The organism is Aurantibacter sp. (genome assembly GCF_039941195.1).
Classification (GTDB): Bacteria; Bacteroidota; Bacteroidia; order Flavobacteriales; family Flavobacteriaceae; genus Aurantibacter_A.
In genome coordinates this window covers 1-23,440 of sequence record NZ_JBDVFA010000105.1, presented here as the reverse complement: position 1 = coordinate 23,440, position 23,440 = coordinate 1, and the positions used below count along the sequence as shown (strand labels likewise).

General features: G+C 34.5%; 20 protein-coding genes. 12 read left to right on the top strand and 8 right to left on the bottom strand.

The annotated features are described in order from the left end of the window. Nucleotides 1-164 precede the first annotated feature (164 nt). On the top strand, nucleotides 165-848 hold the full coding sequence (locus tag ABJF52_RS18340) for an ATP-binding cassette domain-containing protein (protein ID WP_348153529.1): 684 nt from the start codon (nucleotides 165-167) through the stop codon (nucleotides 846-848). Nucleotides 849-891: 43 nt separating this feature from the next. On the opposite strand, the gene fabG is transcribed toward ABJF52_RS18340, so the two are convergent. Genes fabG through ABJF52_RS18325 form a run of 3 tightly spaced genes read right to left on the bottom strand, consistent with a single transcriptional unit; the run spans nucleotide 892 to nucleotide 4,092 of the window. Beyond that, on the bottom strand, nucleotides 892-1,629 hold the full coding sequence (fabG, locus tag ABJF52_RS18335; RefSeq protein ID WP_348153527.1) for a 3-oxoacyl-ACP reductase FabG: 738 nt from the start codon (nucleotides 1,627-1,629) through the stop codon (nucleotides 892-894). An 18-nt stretch (nucleotides 1,630-1,647) separates the two neighbouring features. Continuing rightward, entirely contained in the window at nucleotides 1,648-2,934 is a 1,287-nt protein-coding gene (locus tag ABJF52_RS18330) for a prolyl oligopeptidase family serine peptidase (protein WP_348153525.1), read from the bottom strand. A 51-nt stretch (nucleotides 2,935-2,985) separates the two neighbouring features. After that, nucleotides 2,986-4,092 carry a DUF5009 domain-containing protein gene (locus tag ABJF52_RS18325; protein WP_348153523.1) on the bottom strand — a complete coding sequence of 369 codons (1,107 nt, stop codon included), beginning with the start codon at nucleotides 4,090-4,092 and terminating at the stop codon, nucleotides 2,986-2,988. Nucleotides 4,093-4,261: 169 nt separating this feature from the next. Here ABJF52_RS18325 and ABJF52_RS18320 point away from each other — a divergent pair, with 169 nt between their 5' ends. Next, nucleotides 4,262-5,692 (top strand): hypothetical protein, encoded by a 1,431-nt coding sequence (locus tag ABJF52_RS18320; protein WP_348153521.1) that lies wholly within the window; start codon nucleotides 4,262-4,264, stop codon nucleotides 5,690-5,692. A gap of 125 nt (nucleotides 5,693-5,817) precedes the next feature. Here ABJF52_RS18320 and ABJF52_RS18315 read toward each other — a convergent pair whose 3' ends face one another. Then, nucleotides 5,818-8,199 carry an outer membrane beta-barrel family protein gene (locus ABJF52_RS18315; protein ID WP_348153519.1) on the bottom strand — a complete coding sequence of 794 codons (2,382 nt, stop codon included), beginning with the start codon at nucleotides 8,197-8,199 and terminating at the stop codon, nucleotides 5,818-5,820. Between the two features lie 189 nt (nucleotides 8,200-8,388). On the opposite strand from ABJF52_RS18315, the gene ABJF52_RS18310 reads away from it, so the two are divergent. From ABJF52_RS18310 to ppgK, 6 genes are all read left to right on the top strand, one after another. Then, entirely contained in the window at nucleotides 8,389-9,411 is a 1,023-nt protein-coding gene (locus ABJF52_RS18310) for a histidine kinase (protein ID WP_348153517.1), read from the top strand. Between the two features lie 2 nt (nucleotides 9,412-9,413). Beyond that, nucleotides 9,414-10,118, top strand: coding sequence for a response regulator (locus tag ABJF52_RS18305; protein WP_348153515.1), 705 nt, complete (start codon nucleotides 9,414-9,416; stop codon nucleotides 10,116-10,118). Between the two features lie 18 nt (nucleotides 10,119-10,136). Then, on the top strand, nucleotides 10,137-11,021 hold the full coding sequence (locus ABJF52_RS18300) for a dienelactone hydrolase family protein (protein ID WP_348153513.1): 885 nt from the start codon (nucleotides 10,137-10,139) through the stop codon (nucleotides 11,019-11,021). Between the two features lie 4 nt (nucleotides 11,022-11,025). Beyond that, entirely contained in the window at nucleotides 11,026-11,718 is a 693-nt protein-coding gene (locus tag ABJF52_RS18295) for a hypothetical protein (RefSeq protein ID WP_348153512.1), read from the top strand. Nucleotides 11,719-11,725: 7 nt separating this feature from the next. After that, entirely contained in the window at nucleotides 11,726-13,210 is a 1,485-nt protein-coding gene (locus ABJF52_RS18290; RefSeq protein ID WP_348153510.1) for a sulfatase, read from the top strand. A gap of 71 nt (nucleotides 13,211-13,281) precedes the next feature. Then, nucleotides 13,282-14,031, top strand: coding sequence for a polyphosphate--glucose phosphotransferase (ppgK, locus tag ABJF52_RS18285; protein ID WP_348153509.1), 750 nt, complete (start codon nucleotides 13,282-13,284; stop codon nucleotides 14,029-14,031). Between the two features lie 77 nt (nucleotides 14,032-14,108). Here ppgK and ABJF52_RS18280 read toward each other — a convergent pair whose 3' ends face one another. Beyond that, entirely contained in the window at nucleotides 14,109-15,011 is a 903-nt protein-coding gene (locus tag ABJF52_RS18280) for a hypothetical protein (protein ID WP_348153507.1), read from the bottom strand. A 97-nt stretch (nucleotides 15,012-15,108) separates the two neighbouring features. Next, nucleotides 15,109-16,908 (bottom strand): translational GTPase TypA, encoded by a 1,800-nt coding sequence (gene typA / locus ABJF52_RS18275; RefSeq protein ID WP_348153505.1) that lies wholly within the window; start codon nucleotides 16,906-16,908, stop codon nucleotides 15,109-15,111. 220 nt (nucleotides 16,909-17,128) lie between these two features. Between typA and ABJF52_RS18270 the strand changes: the two genes are divergently transcribed. Next, complete coding sequence (locus tag ABJF52_RS18270; RefSeq protein WP_348153503.1) at nucleotides 17,129-18,070, top strand: hypothetical protein; 942 nt, start codon at nucleotides 17,129-17,131, stop codon at nucleotides 18,068-18,070. A gap of 5 nt (nucleotides 18,071-18,075) precedes the next feature. Here ABJF52_RS18270 and ABJF52_RS18265 read toward each other — a convergent pair whose 3' ends face one another. Next, nucleotides 18,076-18,660 (bottom strand): hypothetical protein, encoded by a 585-nt coding sequence (locus ABJF52_RS18265; protein ID WP_348153501.1) that lies wholly within the window; start codon nucleotides 18,658-18,660, stop codon nucleotides 18,076-18,078. Nucleotides 18,661-18,851: 191 nt separating this feature from the next. Continuing rightward, a complete protein-coding gene (locus ABJF52_RS18260) occupies nucleotides 18,852-19,409 on the bottom strand; it encodes a hypothetical protein (RefSeq protein ID WP_348153499.1) in 558 nt (185 codons plus the stop codon). A gap of 133 nt (nucleotides 19,410-19,542) precedes the next feature. On the opposite strand from ABJF52_RS18260, the gene kdsA reads away from it, so the two are divergent. The 3 genes from kdsA (at nucleotide 19,543) to ABJF52_RS18245 (ending at nucleotide 23,309) form a co-directional block, all read left to right on the top strand. After that, the gene (gene kdsA / locus ABJF52_RS18255; protein ID WP_348153497.1) at nucleotides 19,543-20,361 is read left to right on the top strand and encodes a 3-deoxy-8-phosphooctulonate synthase; all 819 of its coding nucleotides are present in this window, start codon (nucleotides 19,543-19,545) and stop codon (nucleotides 20,359-20,361) included. Nucleotides 20,362-20,389: 28 nt separating this feature from the next. Next, entirely contained in the window at nucleotides 20,390-21,415 is a 1,026-nt protein-coding gene (locus ABJF52_RS18250; protein ID WP_348153496.1) for a metallophosphoesterase, read from the top strand. Nucleotides 21,416-21,701: 286 nt separating this feature from the next. Continuing rightward, entirely contained in the window at nucleotides 21,702-23,309 is a 1,608-nt protein-coding gene (locus ABJF52_RS18245; RefSeq protein WP_348153495.1) for a sulfatase, read from the top strand. Nucleotides 23,310-23,440 lie beyond the last annotated feature (131 nt).

Here is a 23,440-nt window from a genome sequence, read left to right as displayed (position 1 = left end):
ATAGACCTAGCGCCTATAAAACTACAAAGGAAAAATATTTATGATTCGAATGGAAGTGCATTCGGTCATAACTTATTACTTTTATATCAACAAAGCAGCAAAAAGTATTAATTATATATTTTGATTTTTACTTTTGCCACAGCACTAAAATACAAGCATAGCCAATGTCAGAAGCAATTCTTGAACTTAAAGATGTAGCAGTTTTTCAAAAAGAAAGCTTGGTACTTAACAATATTAGTCTTCAAGTAAACAAAGGTGACTTTGTATATCTAATTGGAAAAACTGGAAGTGGTAAAAGTAGCTTTATGAAAACGCTTTATGGCGATTTACCTTTACGCCAAGGAACAGGGCAAATTGTAGATTTTGATTTAACCAAACTTAAAGAAAAAGATATACCTTTTCTTCGCAGAAAATTAGGAATCGTTTTTCAAGATTTTAAATTATTACCAGACCGAAATATCTACAACAATCTTCTTTTTGTTTTAAAAGCTACCGGTTGGAAGGATAAAGATAAAATCGATAAAAAAATTCAAGAGGTTCTCGAAAAAGTTGGAATGAAAACCAAAGGTTTTAAATTTCCACATCAAGTATCTGGTGGCGAACAACAACGTGTGGCAATTGCAAGAGCTTTGCTTAATGATCCAGAATTAATAATTGCAGATGAACCTACAGGAAACCTTGATCCGCAAACCAGTGTAGAAGTCATGAAAGTATTGCAAGACATCAACAAAGCAGGGCGTACAATTTTAATGGCAACACATGATTACGCCTTGATATTAAAATTCCCTTCTAAGACCTTGAAATTAGATGGCAACCGTGTATTTGAAGTTATACAGCGCGCTGGATAAAAACTCGTTTATTCAATTAATACAATTAGATTTATCTGCACGTTTACCTCGAAATTCCACCATCAATCGTAAGACATATTCCCGATACATATCGTGCTTCATCTGAAGCTAGATAAAGATAACCGTAAGCGATATCTATTGGTTGCGCGGCTGATTGCAATGGGATACTTTTTTTTATACTTTCTAAATGCTCCACTGGAATATCTTTCACCATTTCAGTCATTGTAAAACCAGGTGCAATTGCATTCGCAGTAATCCCGAATTTTCCTAATTCCATTGTCCAAGTTTTAGACATTGCAATTACCCCAGCTTTCGTGGCAGCATAATTAGTTTGACCAAAATTTCCACGTAGACCAACATTCGAGGCCGCACTTACTATTCTACCATACTTATTCTTTTTCATGTAAGGCACAACAGCTTGAGCACATATAAACACTCCTTTTAAGTTTACATCTATTACAGCATCCCAAGCTTCTTCACTCATTTTCTCGAGTGTTTTATCTCTAGTAATACCGGCATTATTAATAAGGATATCAATTTTTCCGTATTTTAAATTTACCGACTCAAATAGCTTTTCAATCGCACTTTTATCCGTAACTGAAACTGCATGATATTCGGCTTTACCTAAATTCGAATTTATTAAATCTGCTACTTGCTGCCCTTCATGCAAAAGGTCGATGATGATTACTATTGCTCCTTCCTGTGCAAACAGTTCTGCAATTGCCTTCCCTATGCCTCGTGCTCCACCTGTTACTATTGCTACTTTATCTTTTAACCTCATGTTATATTTTAAATCAAGTTATTTTTGCTGATGCGCCATCCATTGCATTAACTTAACCGGCCTACTATTTACATAAACTGGTTGACCATCATAATCAAAATCAGCATCATTTACGTGTGAATAAATCCAAGACCAATGACCACTAAAATGATGATTACTACCTCCATAAAATCCGGACAAATCAACTACATGATCATAATAAGAAAAATGCACATTACTTGCCCCCGTAGAAATAAGCCTATTATATAAAGGCACCACAGTCTCATTTGGCAATGTGGTTTTATCATCTTTTGAATGTACAAACCAAATAGGAATATTCTTAATACTTTGTAATTGCTCATTTGTTACATATTCATCTAAGAAAGCAAGAGCACTGATGTATGCTGCAGCAAAATAATGTGGATGCTCTATCAACAATTTCAAACTCATATAACCGCCATTAGAACAACCCCCAACATAAATCCTATTGGCATCTATATTAGAATTTTCGGCAACATAGTTTTCTATAAGACCAAACAATGCCTTATTATAAATGTCATTTTTTTTACCACGCGTATAGACGCCATCACTATCTTGCATCCAAAATGTAGGACTTTGCGGAACTAATACGTTTGCTCCTCCAAAAATTTCTTGAATCTCTTTTGAAGCGTAATTTGCTGCTTTATTCGCAATCAATGGAATACTTGGATCTACTCCTCCTTCGCCCCCACCATGAAGCCAAATGAGTAATGGTGTTTTACCACTATCAATCTTTGGCACGTACGATGCATAAGTTAATTGTATTCCGTCTTGCTTGTAGGTTCCTTTTAGATCAAATTTATCCACCCCAGGTAGTATACGATCAGATTCTGTATTCCATATTTGACCAGTAGGCTTATGCGTTATTGACAATTGATAATCAATCCATTTATTACTTCCTCTACCGGAGGCTACAATATATTTTATTGGTGAACTTAAAGGATCATTTGGACTTACATCCAAAACTAAAGTTATATGTTTTCCTTTAGAAACAACCACTCCATCTTCATTAGAAACATACGCATATACAACTTTTCTTTCGCCTTTAGATGCAGATTTTTCTATTTTTATTCCGTCTGCTTTTCGCTCCACCGAAACCTTATACTCAGATGCTTTTACTCCATCAACCTCCTCATTTAGTTGCACGATAACCTTATTTGCTCCTGGACCCCAATCAAAGCCTTCAACAACAAGTTTATATTCACTATTCTCTTGTGCTCTAACCAATAATTGACCACAGAAAACCAGTGTAATTATCACTAAAAATTCTTTTTTTATTCGTTTCATAAGTTGATAATTTTAAAGTATTAAACCTAAAGCATCCTGTCGTGTTAGCATTTAAACCTTAACAAATATTTTCTTTTTATAAAGTATGTAAAGTAAAAGCCAAACCAATGCTAATGCCCCTAGGGCATTAATTACTTCATGCCATTGTTCCGGAAGTGGTGCATAGATTCCTCCTAACAACTTCTCCGAAGTATACGAAAAATCAATAAATCGATTTGCAAAATAAATCACCAAAGAATTCATTCCAATTACTTTAAAGAAAAAAGTCCACTTTTGATAGCCTTTCACATCAATAACCCAATAAAACAATGCCATTATCAAAAAGCCCAAGCCACTAGTTAGCGTCACAAAAGAACTTGACCATAATCGTTTGTTAATAGGAAAATGCAAGTTCCAAATTAAACCAACTACTACACACAGAACACCAACTACAATAAGTGTAACCGTCTTTTTATTCTCTGTTTTTTTACTATTAAGAATATCGCCAGCTATGCTACCGAATATGGCAATACATACCGCTGAAATTGTGGTTAATATACCAAGCTCATCGAATGTTACTTGATGAAGTCTACCTGGTAAAAAGGTTCTATCAAACCAGCCTACCAAATTCCCTTCAAAAGATAAATCACCTGAGCCATAACCAGGAACAGGTATTAAGAACATTGCAGCGTAATATATTGCAAGCATACCTACAATCCAATATGCCCTTTTAATTGTTGAATAATTTAAATACAACAAACATGTAACAAAGCTCGCAATACCTATTCGACCTAATACACTACCTAATCTAATTTTGGAAGGTTCGAAATATGGGAAAGGACTGTTCTTATATAGCATTCCTAATAAAACAAGGACTATCATTCGAGTAAAAACCTTTCTATATAATTTCTTCTTAGGAATACCTTTAGAAACACCATTACGCAGTGAAAACGTTAATGATACTCCTGTCATAAACAGAAATAAAGGGAAAATAAAATCATAGAAGACGAATCCGTTCCATGGAACGTGCTCTAATTGGTTAGCTATTGCATCTACCCATGACATATTTGTTTTTCCATGTAACAGGGTGATAAAAGTTCCACCCCCAGCAATAAAAAACATATCGAAGCCTCGTAATGTGTCTAAGGAGAGTAAACGTCCTTTTCTTTTTTCTGACATTAGTTTAGTTTGGTTACTTGCAATTTACACAAACTTCTAAATTTATCTCCACCTTAAAATTTAAAACCTGTTTAGGTGAACAGATTACGGGGTAGCCTTGAATTGACTAAAAACCTATATTTGATAAAATCGTTTTAAATCAATAACCGAATAGATTTAATTTTTATTTATGAGATTTCTTATTTCATTTTTAGTATCAGTGCTGTCCTTTGGAAGTATAATAGGTCAAGAAAAATTAACTTCCATTGAAAATCAAAAGGGACAATTACAACCATGGTCAGAAAATGTTCGCTATTGGGAATACAAAGGCGAGCCAGTTCTTCTTCTTGGTGGCAGTAAAACGGACCACCTCTTTTTAGCTGATGACTTACTAGAGCATCTTAATGAGATAAAAAAAGTTGGCGGTAACTTTGTTCGAAATACAATGTCACAAAGAGAAGGATTAGATCTTAAACCCTATGCTTTAATTAAAGATTCCATATTTGACCTTAATCAATGGAACCAAGATTATTGGAATAGGTTTGAGAATATGCTAAAATGGACTAATGAACGTGATATAATCGTTCAGATAGAAGTTTGGGATCGTTTTGATTACTCCCAGCAATTTTGGGAAATTAGTCCATGGAATCCTCGATTGAATATAAATTACGATTATAAGCAAGTAGGCTTTGATGAAAAATACCCGCGTCATCCATCACAAGACGTTCAACCCTTTTTTCATTCTATTCCAGGTATGCCGAAGTACAATAAAAAAATAGATGCTATTTACGAATACCAAGAAGCTTTCGTAAATAAAATGCTTTCCTATAGTTTACACTATGGCAATGTTCTTTATTGTATGAATAACGAGACAATGACCGATTCTAAATGGGGTAAGCATTGGATAAACTTCATTAAGAATAAAGCAAAAGAAAAAGGAGTTTCGGTAAATACAACCGACATGTTTGATGATGTTCATAAAGGTAAAACCTCAATTTATGCACCAATTATTTTTAACGATGGAGAGCACTATTCGTTTGCAGATATCTCACAAGTAAATAGTCGCAATTTCGACGATACACATTGGCACGAACTGCAATGGTTACTCGAACAAGTTAATAAAAAAAACCCTCGACCAAGCAATCACACTAAAATTTATGGTAGTGGATTTAGCAGTTTTGGATCCGGAAGTCAGGAAGATGGTGTTGAACGTTTCTGGAGGAACATTTTGGCGGGTTCTGCAGGAGTTCGTTTTCACCGCCCTTTTGCAGGAAATGGGTTTAACGACAGAGCTAAAGCAAGTATTAAAGCTGGTCGCCTTTTGGAAAGTCAAATGAAATTATGGGAACTAAAACCACATATGGAACTACTTTCAAATAGACTCCCGAACGAGGCTTATCTAGCTGCTAAACCAGGAGAAAAGTATGCAGTATATTTTACAAATTCTGGCAGTGTTGATCTAGACCTCAGCAAAGCACAAGGTAATTTCACTTTGAAATGGATTAGCATTAGTGAAGGTACATTTTACAAAAAAGAAGAAAAAATTGAAGGAGGTAAAATTGTAAATATTAAAGCGCCATTTAAAGGTGGTTGGGTGGCAGCCTTGACAAAAAATAATTAGTATAAAATGTGTTTTTTATTAAAAATAATTGAGTTTAGTTGAGTTGAGTTAAATGGGAACAAATTTGATTTTGTTCCCATTTTTTTTAAACTTTCAATAAATTATTGGTGTAAATTAATCTAGTTTTAAAACCTCCTCTTCTGACCCGAATATTGCATGGCCTCACCTTTACCAAAACCATAACTAAAACCTAGTGCAACAAAAGTACCACGTAACCCACGACTATATACTTCATAATCGTTTTGTGCAATAAGACTTTCATTAATTCTCGAAGCGAATAAATCACGAACACTTAAATTCAATACCGCTTTACCATTCATAATGTTTTTACGAACACCCATGTCCATAAAAAGGTAATCACTTTGAATTCCTTGAACTGTTTTCACTTCAGACTTATAACTACCTGTTGTTTCGACTTCAAAATCGGCAGGCAACTTAAATTTAGCCATCAATTTAGAAGTCCATTGATCTCCACTAAAATCGAATACTGTATTTTCAAAAGTTCCTACACGATCAAACTGACTCCAATTGAAATCCCCGTTTAACGTCATCCAGTTAGCAGGACTATATTTTCCATTAAATTCGATTCCAGTAGTGTTATTTTCCCCAATATTTTCTGGTCGTACTGTATTCACTTGATTTTCAAAAATTGAAACCCGTTCAATTACATCTGTCGTATATCGATGATAAACCCCAAAATTTAACGATGCCTTTCCCAAAATATAAATACTATTAATTTCATAAGAATCAGTAAATTCTGGTTGTAAATCTGGATTCCCTTGGCGTATACTAAAGTTGTTTCTAATATTAAAAAACGGATTCAAATCCCACATTCTTGGTCGATACACTCGTTTAGAATATCCTGCTTGAATTGAAACTTTATCCGAGAATTTATACGATGTATGGGCACTTGGAAACAGATTAGTATAATCGCGCTCATTCTCTTGATTTGTATTTTCCAATAGCGTATTCAGACTTGTTTGTTCCAATCGAAGACCAGCCATAACACCCCACTTTTCACCTTCATAAGAGCCTGTGCCATAAAGTCCCAAAACATTTTGCTTAAACTCAAACACATTGGTCAACCCTGGATCCAAAACAAAAGTAACACCATCAAAATCACTTACTTCAAAATCATTCGCTACATCATTCAACACAAATTGCGCACCGGTCTCAACTTTCCAATGCTCCAAAAAAGGTTTCGTGTAATCTAATTTAAAAGTATAAACAGCTTCTTTAAAATCGGTTCGGGTATTTTGTTTTGTATCTTCATAATCACCGCTTATACCGGTATTAAAAAATTCTGAAGATTGATCTTTAGCAAAGAAACTTCCTAATGAACTGAAAACTAAATTGTGGTCTTCATCTCCTTCAAAATCTTTTTTATACTGTAGCTCAAATTGCAATTTTGGATTGGTAGCCTCGGTAACTTCAGTTCGTTCCCATTCCGAAACTATTTCATTCGCACCTGCAATTTCACTAAAATTTGTGGTTGATGGTTGGTCCTCAATCTCCATTGCAAAATTACCAGACAAGGTTAATACATTGTTATCATTAATATAATAATCGGTTCCTAAAACAATATTATAATAGGTTTCATTTCTATATTCAGTACCTATTGACGCTACAGTAGTATCATTTACTAAATCAACATTTCTATTAATTTTATCTTGTGGTAATTCACGCACCCCAAAACCTAATTGGGTAAAAAGATTAAACTTCTCACTTCTACGATTTAAACTAACTCCAATACTATGAGCATCAGGCGCACCTGTATTTACAGACACGGATCCGTTTAAACCTTTTCGTTGTTCTTTTTTGATTACAATATTTATAATACCCGAGGTGCCTTCGGCATCATACTTAGCAGAAGGATTCGTAATCACCTCAACCCTATCAATCATATCCGCAGTTATTGTCCCCAATGTATTACCCTGCTCACTAGCAATAACTGACGGCTTCCCATTCACAAGTATTTGTACTCCCTGACTACCTCGCAAACTAATTTCACCCTCTATATTTACATTTACAGACGGCACATTATTAAGTATTTCTAGGGCACTAGCACCGGTAGAACTTAAATCTTTTCCAACATTAAAAACTCGTTTGTCCAACTTAAATTCGGTGCGAGATATTTCTCCTTGCACCACTACTTCTTCTAGCTGTTCGGCATCTTCAACAAGAACTACAATACCTAAATCAATTGTTTTATTTTGAGCGGGTGGCTGCGCGTATGACTTGGTTTGAAAACCCAAAAAACTGACCTCTATATAAAAATTTTCCGCATCAGTTTCTAATGTAAAACTACCATCTTCTAGCGTTGTGGTACCTTCAATAGGTTTCTTAGTTTCAGAATCTGCTACCAATACCGTTGCAAAACCAATAGACTGTCCATTACCATCCTCAACTTTACCTACTATAGTTGTGGCATTCGTTTGTCCAAAAACAAACCCCATATTAACTAGTAAAAATAATATTAGAAATGGAAACTGCATTTTGCTTTTCATAAGCCCAATTAAAATTTTGATTGTAGTAAAATTTAGAATTTTATTTCAATAAATCAATTCATTTTCTTTGAACGACTTAGGTAGTCATGTAAACGACATTAAAAACTAACATCCGGTGTTCAACTATCTAAATCTGTCGTTGGCAGTATTTTGAAATAATGCATACAACTAAAATAGTATTTTTATAATATGACCACAAAAAAGCACTTTTTAAACAGTACCACTAAAGAAATAATTTTTCAAGTGGTCTTGAATATTATACTATTCCTATTCTTTTCATTCGATAGAAATGAGCCGCAGATACCTGAGTTTAAAATTGTAGCCTTTATAAATTATGCTTTGGGAGCACTAGTCATAAACTTTGTTCTTTTACCCCGCTTTTTTTATCGAAAAAAATATCTACATTTCTTTTTCTATGTTTCCATTATGATAGCAATAATTATTGCTATTGAAGAGCTTGTTCTAGAACAAATTTATTACCCAGACACAAGGGGAAAATATTTTCATGGTATAATTTATTGCTTATTAGATGTAATGCCAGTAATTACCATTTTGGCTGGATTTAAATTTGCTTGGGATGCATCAAAAAAACAAATGGAAGTAGACGAATTAAGGGTATCTGTAAGAGATAGTGAACTTCAATTTTTGAAATCTCAAATAAATCCACATTTCTTGTTTAACAACCTAAACAATCTCTATTCGTATGCAATTATGCAATCGCCAAAGACCCCATCTATAATTTTAGAACTCTCTTCGGTTCTTCGGTATATGCTTTACGATTGCAAAGAAAAATTTGTCGCGCTTTCTAAAGAAATTGAGCACCTAAAAAATTTCACTAAACTTAATGAGCTACAAATTGAAGAAAGAGGCACCGTTAGTATTACTACTATAATGGCACAATCTAATTTTAAAATTGCACCATTAATTTTAAATGTATTTATTGAAAACGCCTTTAAACATAGCACAGCAAGTCAATCTGAAGATATTAAGATCAAAATTAATTTAGTGATAGATGAAAATGGCGCACTAGAATTTAATTGTTCAAATACTTTTCTTCCTTTAGGAAATACTGAAAGTTTATCTAAAGGTATCGGATTACAAAATGTAAAAAAGCGTCTACAACTTTTATACCCGGATGCTCATCATCTACAAATAGATGAAAGTAATAACTATTACGACGTATCTTTAAAAATGCAATTAAAAACAGTTTAAAAATGATAAACTGCATAATAGTAGAAGATCAACCACCTGCTCAAAGGGTACTACAAAAATATATAGGTGAAATGGATAATTTAAACCTAAAAGCAACCTATGCAGACGCGCTTCAATGCATAGCTTTTTTGAAGACCGAACATGTAGATTTAATTTTTTTAGATATCCATTTACCTAGGATGTCCGGAATAGATTTTTTAAAAAGTCTTAAAACAAGACCTCAAGTAATATTAACTACTGCGTTTTCTGACTATGCACTCGAGAGCTACGAATACAATGTGCTCGATTATTTATTAAAACCTTTTTCGTTTGAACGATTTGTTCAGGCTGTATCAAAAGTGACCGTACCAACATTGGAAGTAGCAAATAATATTTCTAATACCAGCGTAAGTACTTCTGATATACTTTTTATTAAATCTGGGTATGAGCATATAAAAATCAATATCGATGAAATTCTTTATATTAAGTCCGACGCTGATTACACCGAAATTTTCACCAATAATAAAAAACACCTTGCTCAAGAATCGCTGCGCTATTGGGAAGCTAATTTAGATGCTAAAAAATTCACACGAATTCATAAATCGTACATTATTAATATTATAAAAATTGAAAAGATTTCAGGAAACCAAGTTCAAATTAATAAAAATATTACCATACCCATAGGTCGTGCTTTTAAGGAAGAATTCATGAAACAGGTTTTAAATTAATACCACAAATTCAATATTATGAAAGAGATAAAAAAAGAAGATATTAAGCAAGAAGTTTTTGACCTTTACGACGACTATGCACACGACAGAGTTAGCAGAAGATTATTTTTAGACAAACTATCAACTTATGCAGTAGGTGGCCTAACAGTTTCCTCTTTACTAGGTTTTATCTCACCAGATTACGTTAAAAAAATTCAGATTACTCAAGATGATTCTCGCTTAAAATCGGAATTTATAGATTATGAATCCAATAAAGGTGGTGGAACCATTAAAGGTTTACTTTCAAGACCTATCGATGCTACTACAAAACTACCAGGAATTGTTGTAGTTCATGAAAACAGAGGTCTAAATCCGCATATAGAAGATGTTGGACGACGTGCAGCCTTAGCAGGATTTATTTCTTTAGCTCCAGACGCATTAACTCCCTTAGGTGGCTATCCTGGTACTGATGATGAAGGGCGTGAACTACAACGTAAAAGAGACCGCAATAAAATGCTAGAAGATTTCATCGCCGCCTTTAATTATTTAAAAAATCATCCCGAATGCTCTGGTAAAGTTGGTGTTGTAGGTTTTTGCTTCGGCGGATGGATTTCTAACATGATGGCTGTTAAGGTTTCAGACTTAAGTGCTGCCGTTCCTTTTTACGGAGGTCAACCTAAAGAAGATATCGAAAAAATAAATGCTCCTTTGATGCTCCATTTTGGTGAATTAGATAAACGTGTTAATGAAGGTTGGCCAGCTTATGAAAAAGCACTAAAAGCTAATACAAAAAAGTATGAAGCATTTATTTATAAAAATGCGAACCATGGTTTTCATAATGATACCACACCCAGATATGACCGCGAAGCTGCAGAATTAGCTTGGTCTAGAACGATAAAATTTTTTGAGGAAAATTTAAAGTAACAAAATGCCCGCTCAAGATTTGCAACACTCAGATTATCGTATTCGAAAACTCATTGGCATCTTGGGTTTAGCACTGCCCTTATTACTTCCTTTAACAGAAAGTCAATTTCTATCATCTATTAGTCATTATTATTATCTTCCATTTTCATCCTTATTATTCACTATAATCTTGTCTAGCTTTGGATTATTTTTAATCTCCTATAAAGGATACACTGTAGATGAGACTGAAACAATGAGCGATGACATGCTCACTAATATAGGTGGATTCGCAGCACTAATCGTCGTGTTTTTCCCTACTTACTGCCTAGGTAGCGAAAGTATTATTATTGATAAGTTGTGTTCAGCAAAAACATATCCCTTGTTAGGTCACAATGATAAATTGACAAACACGATTCACCTAATAAGTGCAGGAATATTTATTTTTATAATGGGATGGATGTCTAAATACAAGTTTACAAGAGGAAACGACACCTCTAAAAACAAAATCTATCATATTTGCGGAAATATCGTTTGGACAGCCATTGCCCTTCTTATTCTTTTATTTGTAGCAGACTTAATAAAAGATGGATTCAAAATAACAAATTACGATGTATATATACTCGAAACAATTGCTGTTATCCCTTTTGCAATTTCTTGGCTGATTAAGGGCCAAGCCATGGAAGATATTAAACAACTTTTTACACAACCAACTAAATAATACATTCTTGAAAAGCTTTCAAATTAAATTACAGCTATTAATAATTTCAATTTTCTTAATTAGCTGTTCCAAAGAGCGCGAAAAAGAGAAACAACCCAATGTTCTATTTATAGCTATCGATGATCTTCGAGCAGAATTAGGTGTTTATGATAACGATTATGTTATTTCCCCAAATATTGATGCCATAGCAAATGAAGGTTCTCTTTTTATAAACCACTATGTACAAGTCCCAACTTGTGGCGCTTCTAGACATTCCTTATTAACAGGATATCGCCCATGGAAACAAATTCATTTATCGAATAGAGCTATTGAAAGAGAACTTTCAGATAAGGCTGAAGATACGGTGCCAGAAACATTTATTCACCGCTTTAAGCAAGAAGGATATCATACTATAGGTATTGGAAAAATTAGTCATTCAGCTGATGGGTATTTATATGAATATGAAGAGGAACCTTCTCAAAAACGAGAATTACCGCATAGTTGGAGTGAATTACTTTTTAATTCAGGGAAATGGAAAACAGGATGGAATTCTTTTTTTGCCTACGCTAATGGAGAGAATCGACAGAGCTTAAAAAAACAAGTAAAACCCTACGAAGCAGGAAATGTTGACGACAATGGTTACCCAGACGGTTTAACAACCGAGATTGCAATCTCAAAACTTAAAGAACTAAAAAATCAAAACAAACCTTTTTTTATGGGTGTTGGATTTTTTAAACCGCACCTACCTTTCAATGCTCCAAAAAGATATTGGGACTTGTATAATCGTGACTCCTTGCCAATCTCCGATAACCCAAATATTCCTGAAAACATAAATTTATCAAGCTTACACGAAAGTGGGGAATTTAACCAATATGCTTTAGGTGAAGAAAAAGCAAGTTTATCCAAATCTGTTTCTGATGCTTATGCTCGAAAATTAAAACATGCCTACCTCGCAGCCATTAGTTATACAGATGCCCAAGTTGGAAAAATTATGCAGGAACTAAAAGAATCTGGCCTTGATAAAAACACCATAATTGTTATTTGGGGAGATCATGGATGGCATTTAGGAGATCAACGTGTTTGGGGCAAACATACATTGTTTGAAAATGCTTTGAAAAGCACATTAATTGTAAAATCACCATTTATAAATCATAATAATAAAAAAGTAGATCATATTGTTGAATCCGTTGACATCTACCCTACTCTTCTTGAATTAGCCAACTTACCGCTAAAACAAAAGTTAGATGGTGAAAGTGTTGTTAAAATTATGCAACAACCAGAAGAAGTTTCAGAAGAAGTAGCCTATAGTTACTTTAAAAATGGTATTTCTATGCGCACACCAGAATACAGATTAACTAAATATTCTCGCGAAGACGAACCTACCATAGAATTATATGATCATCGAGAAAAAACTTTTGAACATAAAAATATAGCGGAAGAAAACCCAGAAATTGTAACTGAATTAATGTCCCTATTAGAAGAAGGGAATTCCGGACTTTACATCAAAAAGTAAGGTCTACACATCTTTACTTTAATTCTCACAAAAGTTTTTCTTACTTTGCGTCACTTAACAAAAAAATAACAATGGTTGTATTAGGTATTGATATTGGTGGTTCTGGCATGAAAGGAGCCTTAGTAAACTCAATAACAGGTGAAATGTTGACAAAACGTCACAGAATACCTACACCTGAAGGGCGTAAACCGAAAGACATGGCCAAAGTAGTTGCCCAACTTGTTGAACATTTCGACCACAAAGGTCCCATTGGAATTGGATTTCCAACTAAAATAAAACACGGTATTTGTAAATCTCCTGGCAATTTGCACAAAAAATGGACCGGTGTAAATGTGAAAGAACTTTTTAGTGAAGCAACTGGCCTACCTGTAGTAGTTGTTAACGATGCCGATGCTGCAGGTTATGCAACAATGAATTATGGTATTGGTAAAGACAAAAAAGGTTTAGTGGTTATGATTACTATAGGCACTGGCTTAGGAAGTGGTGCTTTTTTCGATGGCGAATTAATTCCAAACTTTGAATTGGGGCAAATACCATATAAGAAATTTAAGAAAATTGAACTTTGGGCTGCGGATTCTGCAAAATCCCGAGAGGAATTATCATATAAACAATGGGGTAAACGTTTTAATAAATTCTTGACCTTAGTTGAATTAATTGTAGCGCCAGATTTAATTATTTTAGGAGGTGGAGCGTCAAAAGACTTTAATCAATATAAAAATTGCATTAAAATTGAAACTCCTGTTGTACCAGCTGAACTAAGAAATTCTGCAGGTATTGTTGGTGCTGCAGCTGCAGCGCTACATCAAGCTCCTATTGATTAAATTTAATCTCATAGCATAAATTAAAAAGCCCAAAGTTAACTTTGGGCTTTTTAATTATTTCAGTTATAATAGTAACACTAATCAACTATTTTAGCACCTTCTGGAGCTTTAAAATAACCGTCTTCCAAGTTTTGAACATATTTAATATCACTAATTTCAATTTTAGTAATATATTCTCCTTGTTGTTGATTTTCTAGAGTCCAATGTGTTTTAAGTCCGTTTGGTAATAATATTCCACTTACATTCACCAATTCTCCAACTTCCATAAACTTTTCAGGATTGTGACCTCCATTTTTAAAATACTTCGGATAAGAAACAATATATCGAGTTGCCGTTAATAAATGACTCTCTTTATCAAATTGCAAAATATAATAATCATCTGGTGCATCACCGGTACCAGCATCATAAGTTATTTTCACCACATCATTGGCTTTACCCTTATAAGTTGTTTCTGGCAACAATTCTAAATTCACCCCTTCCCCATCAACAATAAAAGGATGTCCGAAAAGGTACAACGGCGTTAACGCCCAGAACTTAGTATCATAAGCAAAGGCTGTAGAATCTTTTGCTTGCACCCACGCCGTAGATCCATCCCAGCCAAATTTAGCATCCTTATCGGTGGTACTAGTATGTAAAGCTCGGTTGTTCCATACATCAATTACTTGATAACTATCGCGCACAGTACTTCCATCTAAGGGTTGATAATTAAATCGAAAAGATAAAGCACCATTACTGTACCATTTATGTAGCCCTCCATGAGCCTCCATCGACAGCCAAACAATTTTTCCGGCTTCACTACCCTGTAATCGTTCTTTGGCTTTTGCAACCCTGTTGGTCACCCAAGAATCGGGAATCACACCTTCCCTTTCCGTTAATTTATTTTCAACATCAGATTTTGAGGTTTCTTTTTTAGTTTCTTCTTTACAACCAATAGTTAAAAGTAGAACGGTTAAGCTAAGTATGCTAAATACTGTTTTCATAGGCAAATTTTAAATTAAAAAAGGTAGTCGCTTCATTTTTTATAACATTACAAAAAGGTCAAAAAAAAACCCTGAACAAATGTTCAGGGTTTTTATATTAAGCTATTTTATTTCGCTTTCGATCTACTTCTGTTAAGTAGATTTTTCGAAGTCGTAAATGACTTGGTGTCACTTCAACATATTCATCTTTCTGGATGTATTCCAAAGCCTCTTCTAAAGAGAATTTAATGGCAGGAACAATTTTCGCTTTATCATCTGCACCAGATGAACGAACGTTCGAAAGCTTTTTTGTTTTCGTGATATTAACAGTCATATCATCACCACGAGAATTCTCTCCAATAACCTGACCTTCATAAATATCCTCTCCTGGATCCACAAAGAACTTACCACGATCTTGTAATTTATCTATTGAATAAGGAATTGCTTTTCCTTTTTCCATAGATACCAACGAACCGTTTTGTCGTTGAGGAATTTCACCTTTCATCGGTTGATATTCCAAAAAGCGGTGAGCCATAATTGCTTCACCTGCTGTAGCCGTTAACAATTGGTTACGTAAACCTATAATACCACGAGAAGGAATTAAAAATTCGCAAACCATACGATCTCCTTTAGCCTCCATACTGGTCATTTCACCTTTACGCATAGATACCATTTCAACAGCCTTTCCTGAAACTGTTTCTGGCAAATCGATAGTTAAAGCTTCAACGGGCTCACATTTAACACCATCAACTTCTTTAATAATAACTTGCGGCTGACCAATTTGCAATTCATAACCTTCACGACGCATTGTTTCAATTAAGACTGATAAGTGTAATACGCCACGACCAAAAACTAAAAACTTATCTGCACTATCTGTTTCATTAACACGTAGCGCTAAATTCTTTTCAAGCTCACGCTCCAAACGCTCTTTAATATGTCTTGATGTTACAAACTTACCATCTTGACCAAAAAATGGACTATCATTAATAGTGAATAACATACTCATGGTTGGCTCATCAATAGCAATAGTTTTTAATGCTTCAGGAGTTTCAATATCGGCAACAGTATCACCAATTTCAAATCCTTCTAAACCAACTATGGCACAAATATCACCAGTTGCTACTTCTTTTACTTTTAATCGGCCTAAACCTTCAAAAGTAAATAACTCTTTAATTTTTGTCTTAACGATACTACCATCGCGCTTTACCAAAGAAACCTGTTGTCCTTCTTTTAAGCTACCACGCTGTAAACGACCAATGGCTATTCTTCCTGTAAATGATGAGAAATCTAAGGAAGTAATTAGCATTTGTGTATTACCTTCTTTAGGTTCAAACGTCGGAATATGTTCAACTACCATATCTAACAATGGTTCTATATTCTCTGTTTCGTTTTGCCAATCGTCACTCATCCAGTTATTCTTAGCTGAACCATAAACGGTAGGAAAATCTAGCTGCCATTCTTCTGCTCCTAATTCGAACATTAAATCAAAAACCTTTTCGTGCACCTCCTCTGGCGTACAATTTTCTTTATCCACCTTATTGATAACTACACAAGGTTTTAAACCTAAATCAATCGCTTTTTGAAGTACAAAACGCGTTTGCGGCATTGGTCCTTCAAAAGCATCAACAAGTAACAAAACACCATCTGCCATGTTCAATACACGTTCTACTTCTCCACCAAAATCGGCGTGACCAGGAGTGTCAATAATATTAATCTTAGTGTCTTTATACACTACAGATACGTTCTTTGAGGTAATGGTAATTCCTCTTTCACGTTCCAAATCGTTATTATCTAGTATTAAATCTCCGGTGTTCTCGTTATCACGAAACAACTGACAGTGATACATAATTTTATCAACCAAAGTAGTTTTACCGTGGTCAACGTGCGCAATAATGGCAATATTCTTTGTTACAGACATAAGTTCTAATTTCAGCGGGCAAAGATACTGCTAATTTTAAAGCATCACCAATATCTTACATTAATTTTATATCATTGATTTTGAGTAGGTTTAAGTGCATATTTGATACTTTTAAACAATAATGATTACATTAATTAGAAAAAACCTCATTACCGTATCCAAATTACACCTAAAATGAGTTTTTATTTTACCTTTATTCTTTTAGCGTCTAGTGTTTAATATGCGTCAAATTCTTTACTTTTTAGGGATTATTATTTCCATATGCTTTTTTAGTTGTTCCGATGCTAATGAAGCTGAAGATATACCTCAGAGCACACCCGAAGATGAGGCTATTGGTGAATTTTTAGATGACTGGACCTTTCAAGTTTATCCTAAAACTCCATACTATAATATTGATGTCGCCGAATTTCGCTTATGGGTACCAGATAGCATACCGGATTTTAAAGCAATAGTAATCTTAGCCCATAGTTTTAACAGCAACGCATTGGGGCTTTCAAATTCTGATGAATGGCAGGAATTTGCAAAAAAAGAAAAACTGATATTATGTAGTTTACACCTTAAAGGAAATAATTACGCCAATGCTAGCGAGGGCAGTGGACGAGCACTGGAAGATGCCATAGAGCAAATAGCCATTAAAAATAACATTCCCGAAATATCGGAATTACCGTTCTTAATGCGAGGCTATTCTGCTGGTGGTAATTTTAGCTATCATTTTTCAACTTACAAGCCAGAAAGAGTAGTAAGTTTAGTTTCCATTAGAGGTGGATATTTAAGTAAATCTACAGCGAACAATACTATCCCTGGTCTAATTCTAACCGGGGAATTAGAAGGGGAAGAAAGAAATAGTTTTTTAAAAAGTATAATGTTAGACAAACGAACAGTACGTGGACTTTGGAGTTTTGCTGTTGAACCAGGGGTAGACCATTACGGCGGATTAAATGATTCTGACGCTTTAACCAGATTATTTTTCTCTCATACATTAAACCAAAGAATAATAACTAATTCTTACGAATTAAATAGTATCTCAGAAGACTCTGGTTGGCTTGGTGATGAAAACGAAACAGTAATAAATCCTTTTAGTGATTTTACGGGAAGCAAAGAAGAGGCTTCATGGTTAATAAACGAAGATTTCGCAAATGCCTGGCTAGAATTTCAACGCTAATTGTATTAGTCGAAAGTCGGTTTTCTTGATTTTCTTTTTGTTGCCACCCAACCAAAACTAAAATTCAACAAACCACCATATCCATTTAATACGCCATCTCCTCGATAATAACCAGCCCCTAATTCAATATTAAAATTAAACCCTTTTGGATACGTACGTTGTACACCGTAAACACCACCATAAAAGGCCATTGCATAATCATCTGCGCCTTCTAGGTTATTAGAAAACTGTACTGGTGCCCAAAAAACACTTCGAGCAGCCGAAATATAATTAGCCGAATTCCCTACTACATTTTTTCGCATATCCACTCTTCTTGTTAAATTATGATAATATCGTAATCTAGTATGCCAGGCATACCCAAATGAATAACCTTCAGTATAATAGGCAAGTGCAGGCCCAAAACTTGTTGAAGCAGTTACGTTTTTAAAAAGACCAAGTTCATAACTAATACCTGGTGCTATAAGGTTTATTTTAAATTGGTGCCTTTCTAAATTTAAAAGACCAGAACCTTGTTCATTGATTTTTCGAATTTGAGAACAAACCAAAAAAGGAGTTGAAATGAATAAAAATAATAGTAGTTTTTTTGTCATCTTTTTTGATTTATTTGCTTAAATCTAAAAAGTAACTTCGTTTTAAGAACTACGTTTATGTAAAATTTAAGATATAGTTTTTACAAAAAGTACAAACTACCAAATGTTCTCTTATTCAATAATTTAACTTTCTACTATCAATTATAATCTTTGAAAAAAGCAATCTTTAAATAAAGAATAATTATTAAGTACTATTTACCTACACACCACCTTTTTTCACTCACAATCCAACCAATACTAATATTAGCAATTGGGTATATTCCTTCAGTTGAAGTACCAAAATAATAGGCTGCTCCTACATCAACAGAAAAGTTAAATCCGGAATCGTAACTACGTTGCAAGCCCGTTACTGCCCCAGCATACGTAACAACATCTTTAACAAGCACATTGTTTATTGTTCTTGAACCTGGAATAAAAATCGCCGCTGCGGGCGCGATATAATTAGCTGAATTTCCGTAAATCTGTCGTCTATTACGCTGCCGTTTCTCAAAATTGTAATAATAGCGATACTGACCGGCAATAGCAGGGAAGAATCCCAACTCATTATAAATATCAGGTTCTGCAGGATCTAAAGCCACCTGTAAACCAGCCTTAATATCGAAGGTTGTGTTAACACCCAAAGCCATCTCATATTCAACACCAGGATTGAATATGTTTATTTTAAACTGCCGTAATTCACAATTTTTACCAAATTGAGCAGTAATTTGAATACTGCAAAACAGCATTGCAATTAATATAATTCTTTGCATAGTAGATTGATTTGGGACCAACACTTTTCACAAGTTAACATACTATTTGTCTTGTATGCGGTGCATAACTTACAATAGTACTAGTTATAACAAATACTATCTCAAAATAGTATCTTTACCTAAAATATTATATATGCAATTAAGCCATATACCTCAACTAAAATATTCAGACGGAGACAACTTTTTTCTACTATCAGGTCCTTGTGCCATTGAGGGAGAAGATATGGCGCTTCGCATTGCAGAAAAAATAGTTACGGTTACTGACAAACTTCAAATACCCTATATTTTCAAGGGTAGTTTTAAAAAAGCAAACCGCAGTAGAGTTGATTCTTTTACAGGGATTGGTGACGAGAAAGCTTTGAAAATATTGCGAAAAGTATCGGAGACTTTTAAAATTCCTACTGTAACTGATATTCATAAAGAATCGGATGCTTTAATGGCCGCTGAATATGTTGATGTCTTACAGATTCCTGCTTTTTTGGTTCGTCAGACAGATTTAGTGGTTGCAGCAGCAAAAACAGGCAAAGTAGTTAATCTTAAAAAAGGACAATTTATGAGTCCGGAAAGTATGAAACATGCGGTTACCAAAGTAACTGATTCAGACAATCAACAAGTTTGGATTACAGACCGGGGAACTATGTTTGGCTATCAAGATATGGTTGTTGACTTTAGAGGAATACCCACAATGCAGCAATTTGCTCCTGTTGTTTTAGATGTTACACACTCATTGCAACAACCCAACCAGACATCGGGCGTTACTGGTGGTAGACCTGCCTTAATTAATACTATTGCCCGCGCAGGTATCGCAGCTGGTGTTGATGGTATTTTTATGGAAACACATTTTGACCCCGCCAATGCAAAGAGTGATGGCGCAAATATGCTTCCGCTAAGTCAATTAGAAAAACTTTTATCCAATTTGGTTGCGCTTAGAAATACGGTGAACCAATTTTAATTATTTTACAATCTCTCAAAAGAAATACATGAAACGTAGGTTATTTTTTAAAAATGCAGCTTCCGCATCAATCGGATTAGGACTAACAAGTTGTACAACAAACCAAAAACCTGAACAGCCTTCCGTAAAAGACCTTCAATTTTGTGTTACACTAGAAGATAACAAGCTTAACTTTTTCTCAGAGGACGTAAAGGAATCTATTAAAATTGTTCATATTGCGGATACACACCTCTTTAGAGATGATGAGCGGGGTGAACCCTATAAGAAGTATAGTCAGCGTATGGCTAAAGCCTACAATAAAACCAGTCATTTTAAAACAGGTGAATCGATAAATCCTGAACTAGGTTTTGAAGCGGCTTTAAACTTCGCTGTAGAAGCAAAGGCTGATTTAATTACTTTGATAGGTGATATATTTAGTTTTCCGTCTGAAGCTGCAATTGAATGGGTTCAGGATAAATTGAAAGCTATTAATATACCTTATGTGTATGTTGCTGGTAATCATGATTGGCATTATGAAGGAATGGAAGGCAGCTTAGAAGACCTTAGAGATCAATGGATTAAAAATAGACTTCTACCACTGTATAAAGGTGAAAACCCTCTGATGACATTTCGAGATGTAAAAGGAGTTCGTTTTGTGGTAATTGATAATTCTACCTATCAAATCAATGATAAACAATTGGCCTTTTTTAATGAGCAAGTAGCTAGTGGCATCCCCCTTATTCTGCTAGTGCATATACCTTTGTACTTCCCCGGGAAATCAATCTATTATGGATGTGGTTCTCCGCATTGGGGAGCTGCCATTGATGTAAATTTTGAAATAGAAGGACGACAAAAATGGCCAGAATCCGGACATACAGAGACCACATTTAATTTTCATAAAGCTGTGTTTTCAGCCCCAAACCTTATGGGTGTATTTGCTGGTCATATACATCGTTTTTCAATGGAATCACTAAAAGGAAAACCTCAAATTATCACAGATGATAATGCTAGCGGTGGTTATTTAGATGTCAATTTTCTACCCCTAAACCCGAAAGATAAATCGCTTATGTTTTAGCGTTAAAATAAAATTTTACATCATTTTATTAATGATTGTATTATTTAAGTCGCTGTTTATCATCCATGAAATATATAAATCAAATAGTGACCGTGCAATTTATATAAATTTAATAAGTAAAATGAGAATTACGCAAAATAACTTCCTATTTGATAAAGAACTCATAATTGACAATAATTAAGTTTTTAATACTGTGGTTGAATTTCAAAATAAATCTATTGTAGTGTTTGAGAAAGATTAAAGTAAACCAATAAAATTGGTACTTTAGCTCAAAATAATTCTTTTTATGCGCTACTACAAACTGATTATATTTTTAGGTTTATGCATTTTTACCGCTTGTAACACAAAGGTTGAATCTCCAAACAAAGACAAACAAAAACCGAATATCGTTTTTATCATGTCTGATGATCATGCATATCAGGCAATTAGCGCATATAGTGACAAGCTAATAAAAACACCAAACATAGATCGTATAGCAAACGAAGGCATGCTTTTCTCCAATGCTACTGTTACGAATTCAATTTGTGCGCCATCAAGAGCTGTAATTCTTACAGGGAAACACAGCCATATAAACGGTAAAATTGATAACCGAATGCCATTTGACACTACCAATGTTACTTTTCCGCAGTTGTTACAAAAAGCAGGTTATCAAACCGCTATGTTCGGAAAATTACATTTTGGGAATAACCCAAAGGGTTTCGACGAATTTAAAATCTTACCGGGGCAAGGCGATTATTACAACCCAAAATTTATAACTGCAGCTGGTGACACTACTATTACTGGCTATGTAACCGACATCACCACCGATTTAACGCTAGATTGGATGGAGAAACGACGAGACACAACCAAACCGTTTATGTTAATGTACTTGCACAAAGCACCCCATAGAACTTGGATGCCCGCAGAACGACACTACAAAGAATTTACTAAAAAAACATTTCCTTTACCCGAAACACTATTTGAAGATTATGTAACCAGAGAAACTACAGCTGCACCGGCAGAAATGAACCTGTTAAAACACATGCAATTAAGTTATGATTTAAAACTGACGGATAGCATAGCTCAACAATTAGATATTAAGAATTGGAATTCCATTGGAAACCGAATTGGCAGACTAAATCCGGATCAAAAAGCAGCCTGGGATGCTATCTACGACCCTATCAACGAAGACTTTGCAAAGCGTTTTCCTGATATGAATGATAGCACATTAATGGTTTGGAAATACCAACGCTATATGCAAGATTATCTCGGTACCATTGCGGCGGTTGATGAAAACGTCGGGCGCTTACTTGACTATCTAGATGAAAAAAATCTTAGTGAAAACACACTTGTGGTTTACACTTCTGACCAAGGTTTTTATTTAGGAGAACACGGATGGTTCGATAAGCGTTTTATGTATGACGAGTCTTTTAAAACGCCGCTATTAATTAAATGGCCAAATGTTATTACGGCTGGCACCACCGAGGAAGAAATGGTGCAAAATCTTGATTTTGCGCAAACTTTCTTGGAAGTGGCAGGAGTATCTTCTCCAAAAGATATGCAAGGTGAAAGTCTTGTTACGTTATTAAAAGGTGAGAAAGAAAAATGGAAAAGGGAGGGAGTATATTATCACTATTATGAATATCCAGGAGAACATGCCGTAAAACGGCATTATGGCCTAGCTACCAAAGAATATAAATTAATCCATTTTTACTATGATGTTGATGTCTGGGAACTTTACGATCGTAAAAAAGATGGTTCGGAATTAAATAATGTTTATGCTGATCCAGCATATGCTGATGTAGTAAAATCGATGAAAACACAACTAGACCAAGTAAGAGAAAAGTATAAAGATTCAGATTCATTAAGCAATCAATACATCGAATTATATAAAGAAAATGGGTGGATTGAGTAATCAGTAATCAGTAATCAGTAATCAGTAATCAGTAATCAGTAATCAGTAATCAGTAATCAGTAATCAGTAATCAGTAATCAGTAATCAGTAATCAGTAATCAGTAATCAGTAATCAGTAATCAGTAATCAGT

Bases quoted from the DNA above. Each gene is read 5' to 3' on its own strand.
- ABJF52_RS18325 (WP_348153523.1), bottom strand. From the start codon at position 4,092: ATGTCAGAAAAAAGAAAAGGACGTTTACTCTCCTTAGACACATTACGA.
- ABJF52_RS18295 (WP_348153512.1), top strand. From the start codon at position 11,026: ATGCCCGCTCAAGATTTGCAACACTCAGATTATCGTATTCGAAAACTC.
- ABJF52_RS18315 (WP_348153519.1), bottom strand. From the start codon at position 8,199: ATGAAAAGCAAAATGCAGTTTCCATTTCTAATATTATTTTTACTAGTT.
- ABJF52_RS18265 (WP_348153501.1), bottom strand. From the start codon at position 18,660: ATGACAAAAAAACTACTATTATTTTTATTCATTTCAACTCCTTTTTTG.
- kdsA (WP_348153497.1), top strand. From the start codon at position 19,543: ATGCAATTAAGCCATATACCTCAACTAAAATATTCAGACGGAGACAAC.
- ABJF52_RS18270 (WP_348153503.1), top strand. From the start codon at position 17,129: ATGCGTCAAATTCTTTACTTTTTAGGGATTATTATTTCCATATGCTTT.
- ABJF52_RS18300 (WP_348153513.1), top strand. From the start codon at position 10,137: ATGAAAGAGATAAAAAAAGAAGATATTAAGCAAGAAGTTTTTGACCTT.
- ABJF52_RS18310 (WP_348153517.1), top strand. From the start codon at position 8,389: ATGACCACAAAAAAGCACTTTTTAAACAGTACCACTAAAGAAATAATT.
- ABJF52_RS18260 (WP_348153499.1), bottom strand. From the start codon at position 19,409: ATGCAAAGAATTATATTAATTGCAATGCTGTTTTGCAGTATTCAAATT.
- ABJF52_RS18280 (WP_348153507.1), bottom strand. From the start codon at position 15,011: ATGAAAACAGTATTTAGCATACTTAGCTTAACCGTTCTACTTTTAACT.
- ABJF52_RS18250 (WP_348153496.1), top strand. From the start codon at position 20,390: ATGAAACGTAGGTTATTTTTTAAAAATGCAGCTTCCGCATCAATCGGA.
- ABJF52_RS18245 (WP_348153495.1), top strand. From the start codon at position 21,702: ATGCGCTACTACAAACTGATTATATTTTTAGGTTTATGCATTTTTACC.
- ABJF52_RS18320 (WP_348153521.1), top strand. From the start codon at position 4,262: ATGAGATTTCTTATTTCATTTTTAGTATCAGTGCTGTCCTTTGGAAGT.
- ABJF52_RS18330 (WP_348153525.1), bottom strand. From the start codon at position 2,934: ATGAAACGAATAAAAAAAGAATTTTTAGTGATAATTACACTGGTTTTC.
- fabG (WP_348153527.1), bottom strand. From the start codon at position 1,629: ATGAGGTTAAAAGATAAAGTAGCAATAGTAACAGGTGGAGCACGAGGC.
- ppgK (WP_348153509.1), top strand. From the start codon at position 13,282: ATGGTTGTATTAGGTATTGATATTGGTGGTTCTGGCATGAAAGGAGCC.
- ABJF52_RS18340 (WP_348153529.1), top strand. From the start codon at position 165: ATGTCAGAAGCAATTCTTGAACTTAAAGATGTAGCAGTTTTTCAAAAA.
- ABJF52_RS18305 (WP_348153515.1), top strand. From the start codon at position 9,414: ATGATAAACTGCATAATAGTAGAAGATCAACCACCTGCTCAAAGGGTA.
- typA (WP_348153505.1), bottom strand. From the start codon at position 16,908: ATGTCTGTAACAAAGAATATTGCCATTATTGCGCACGTTGACCACGGT.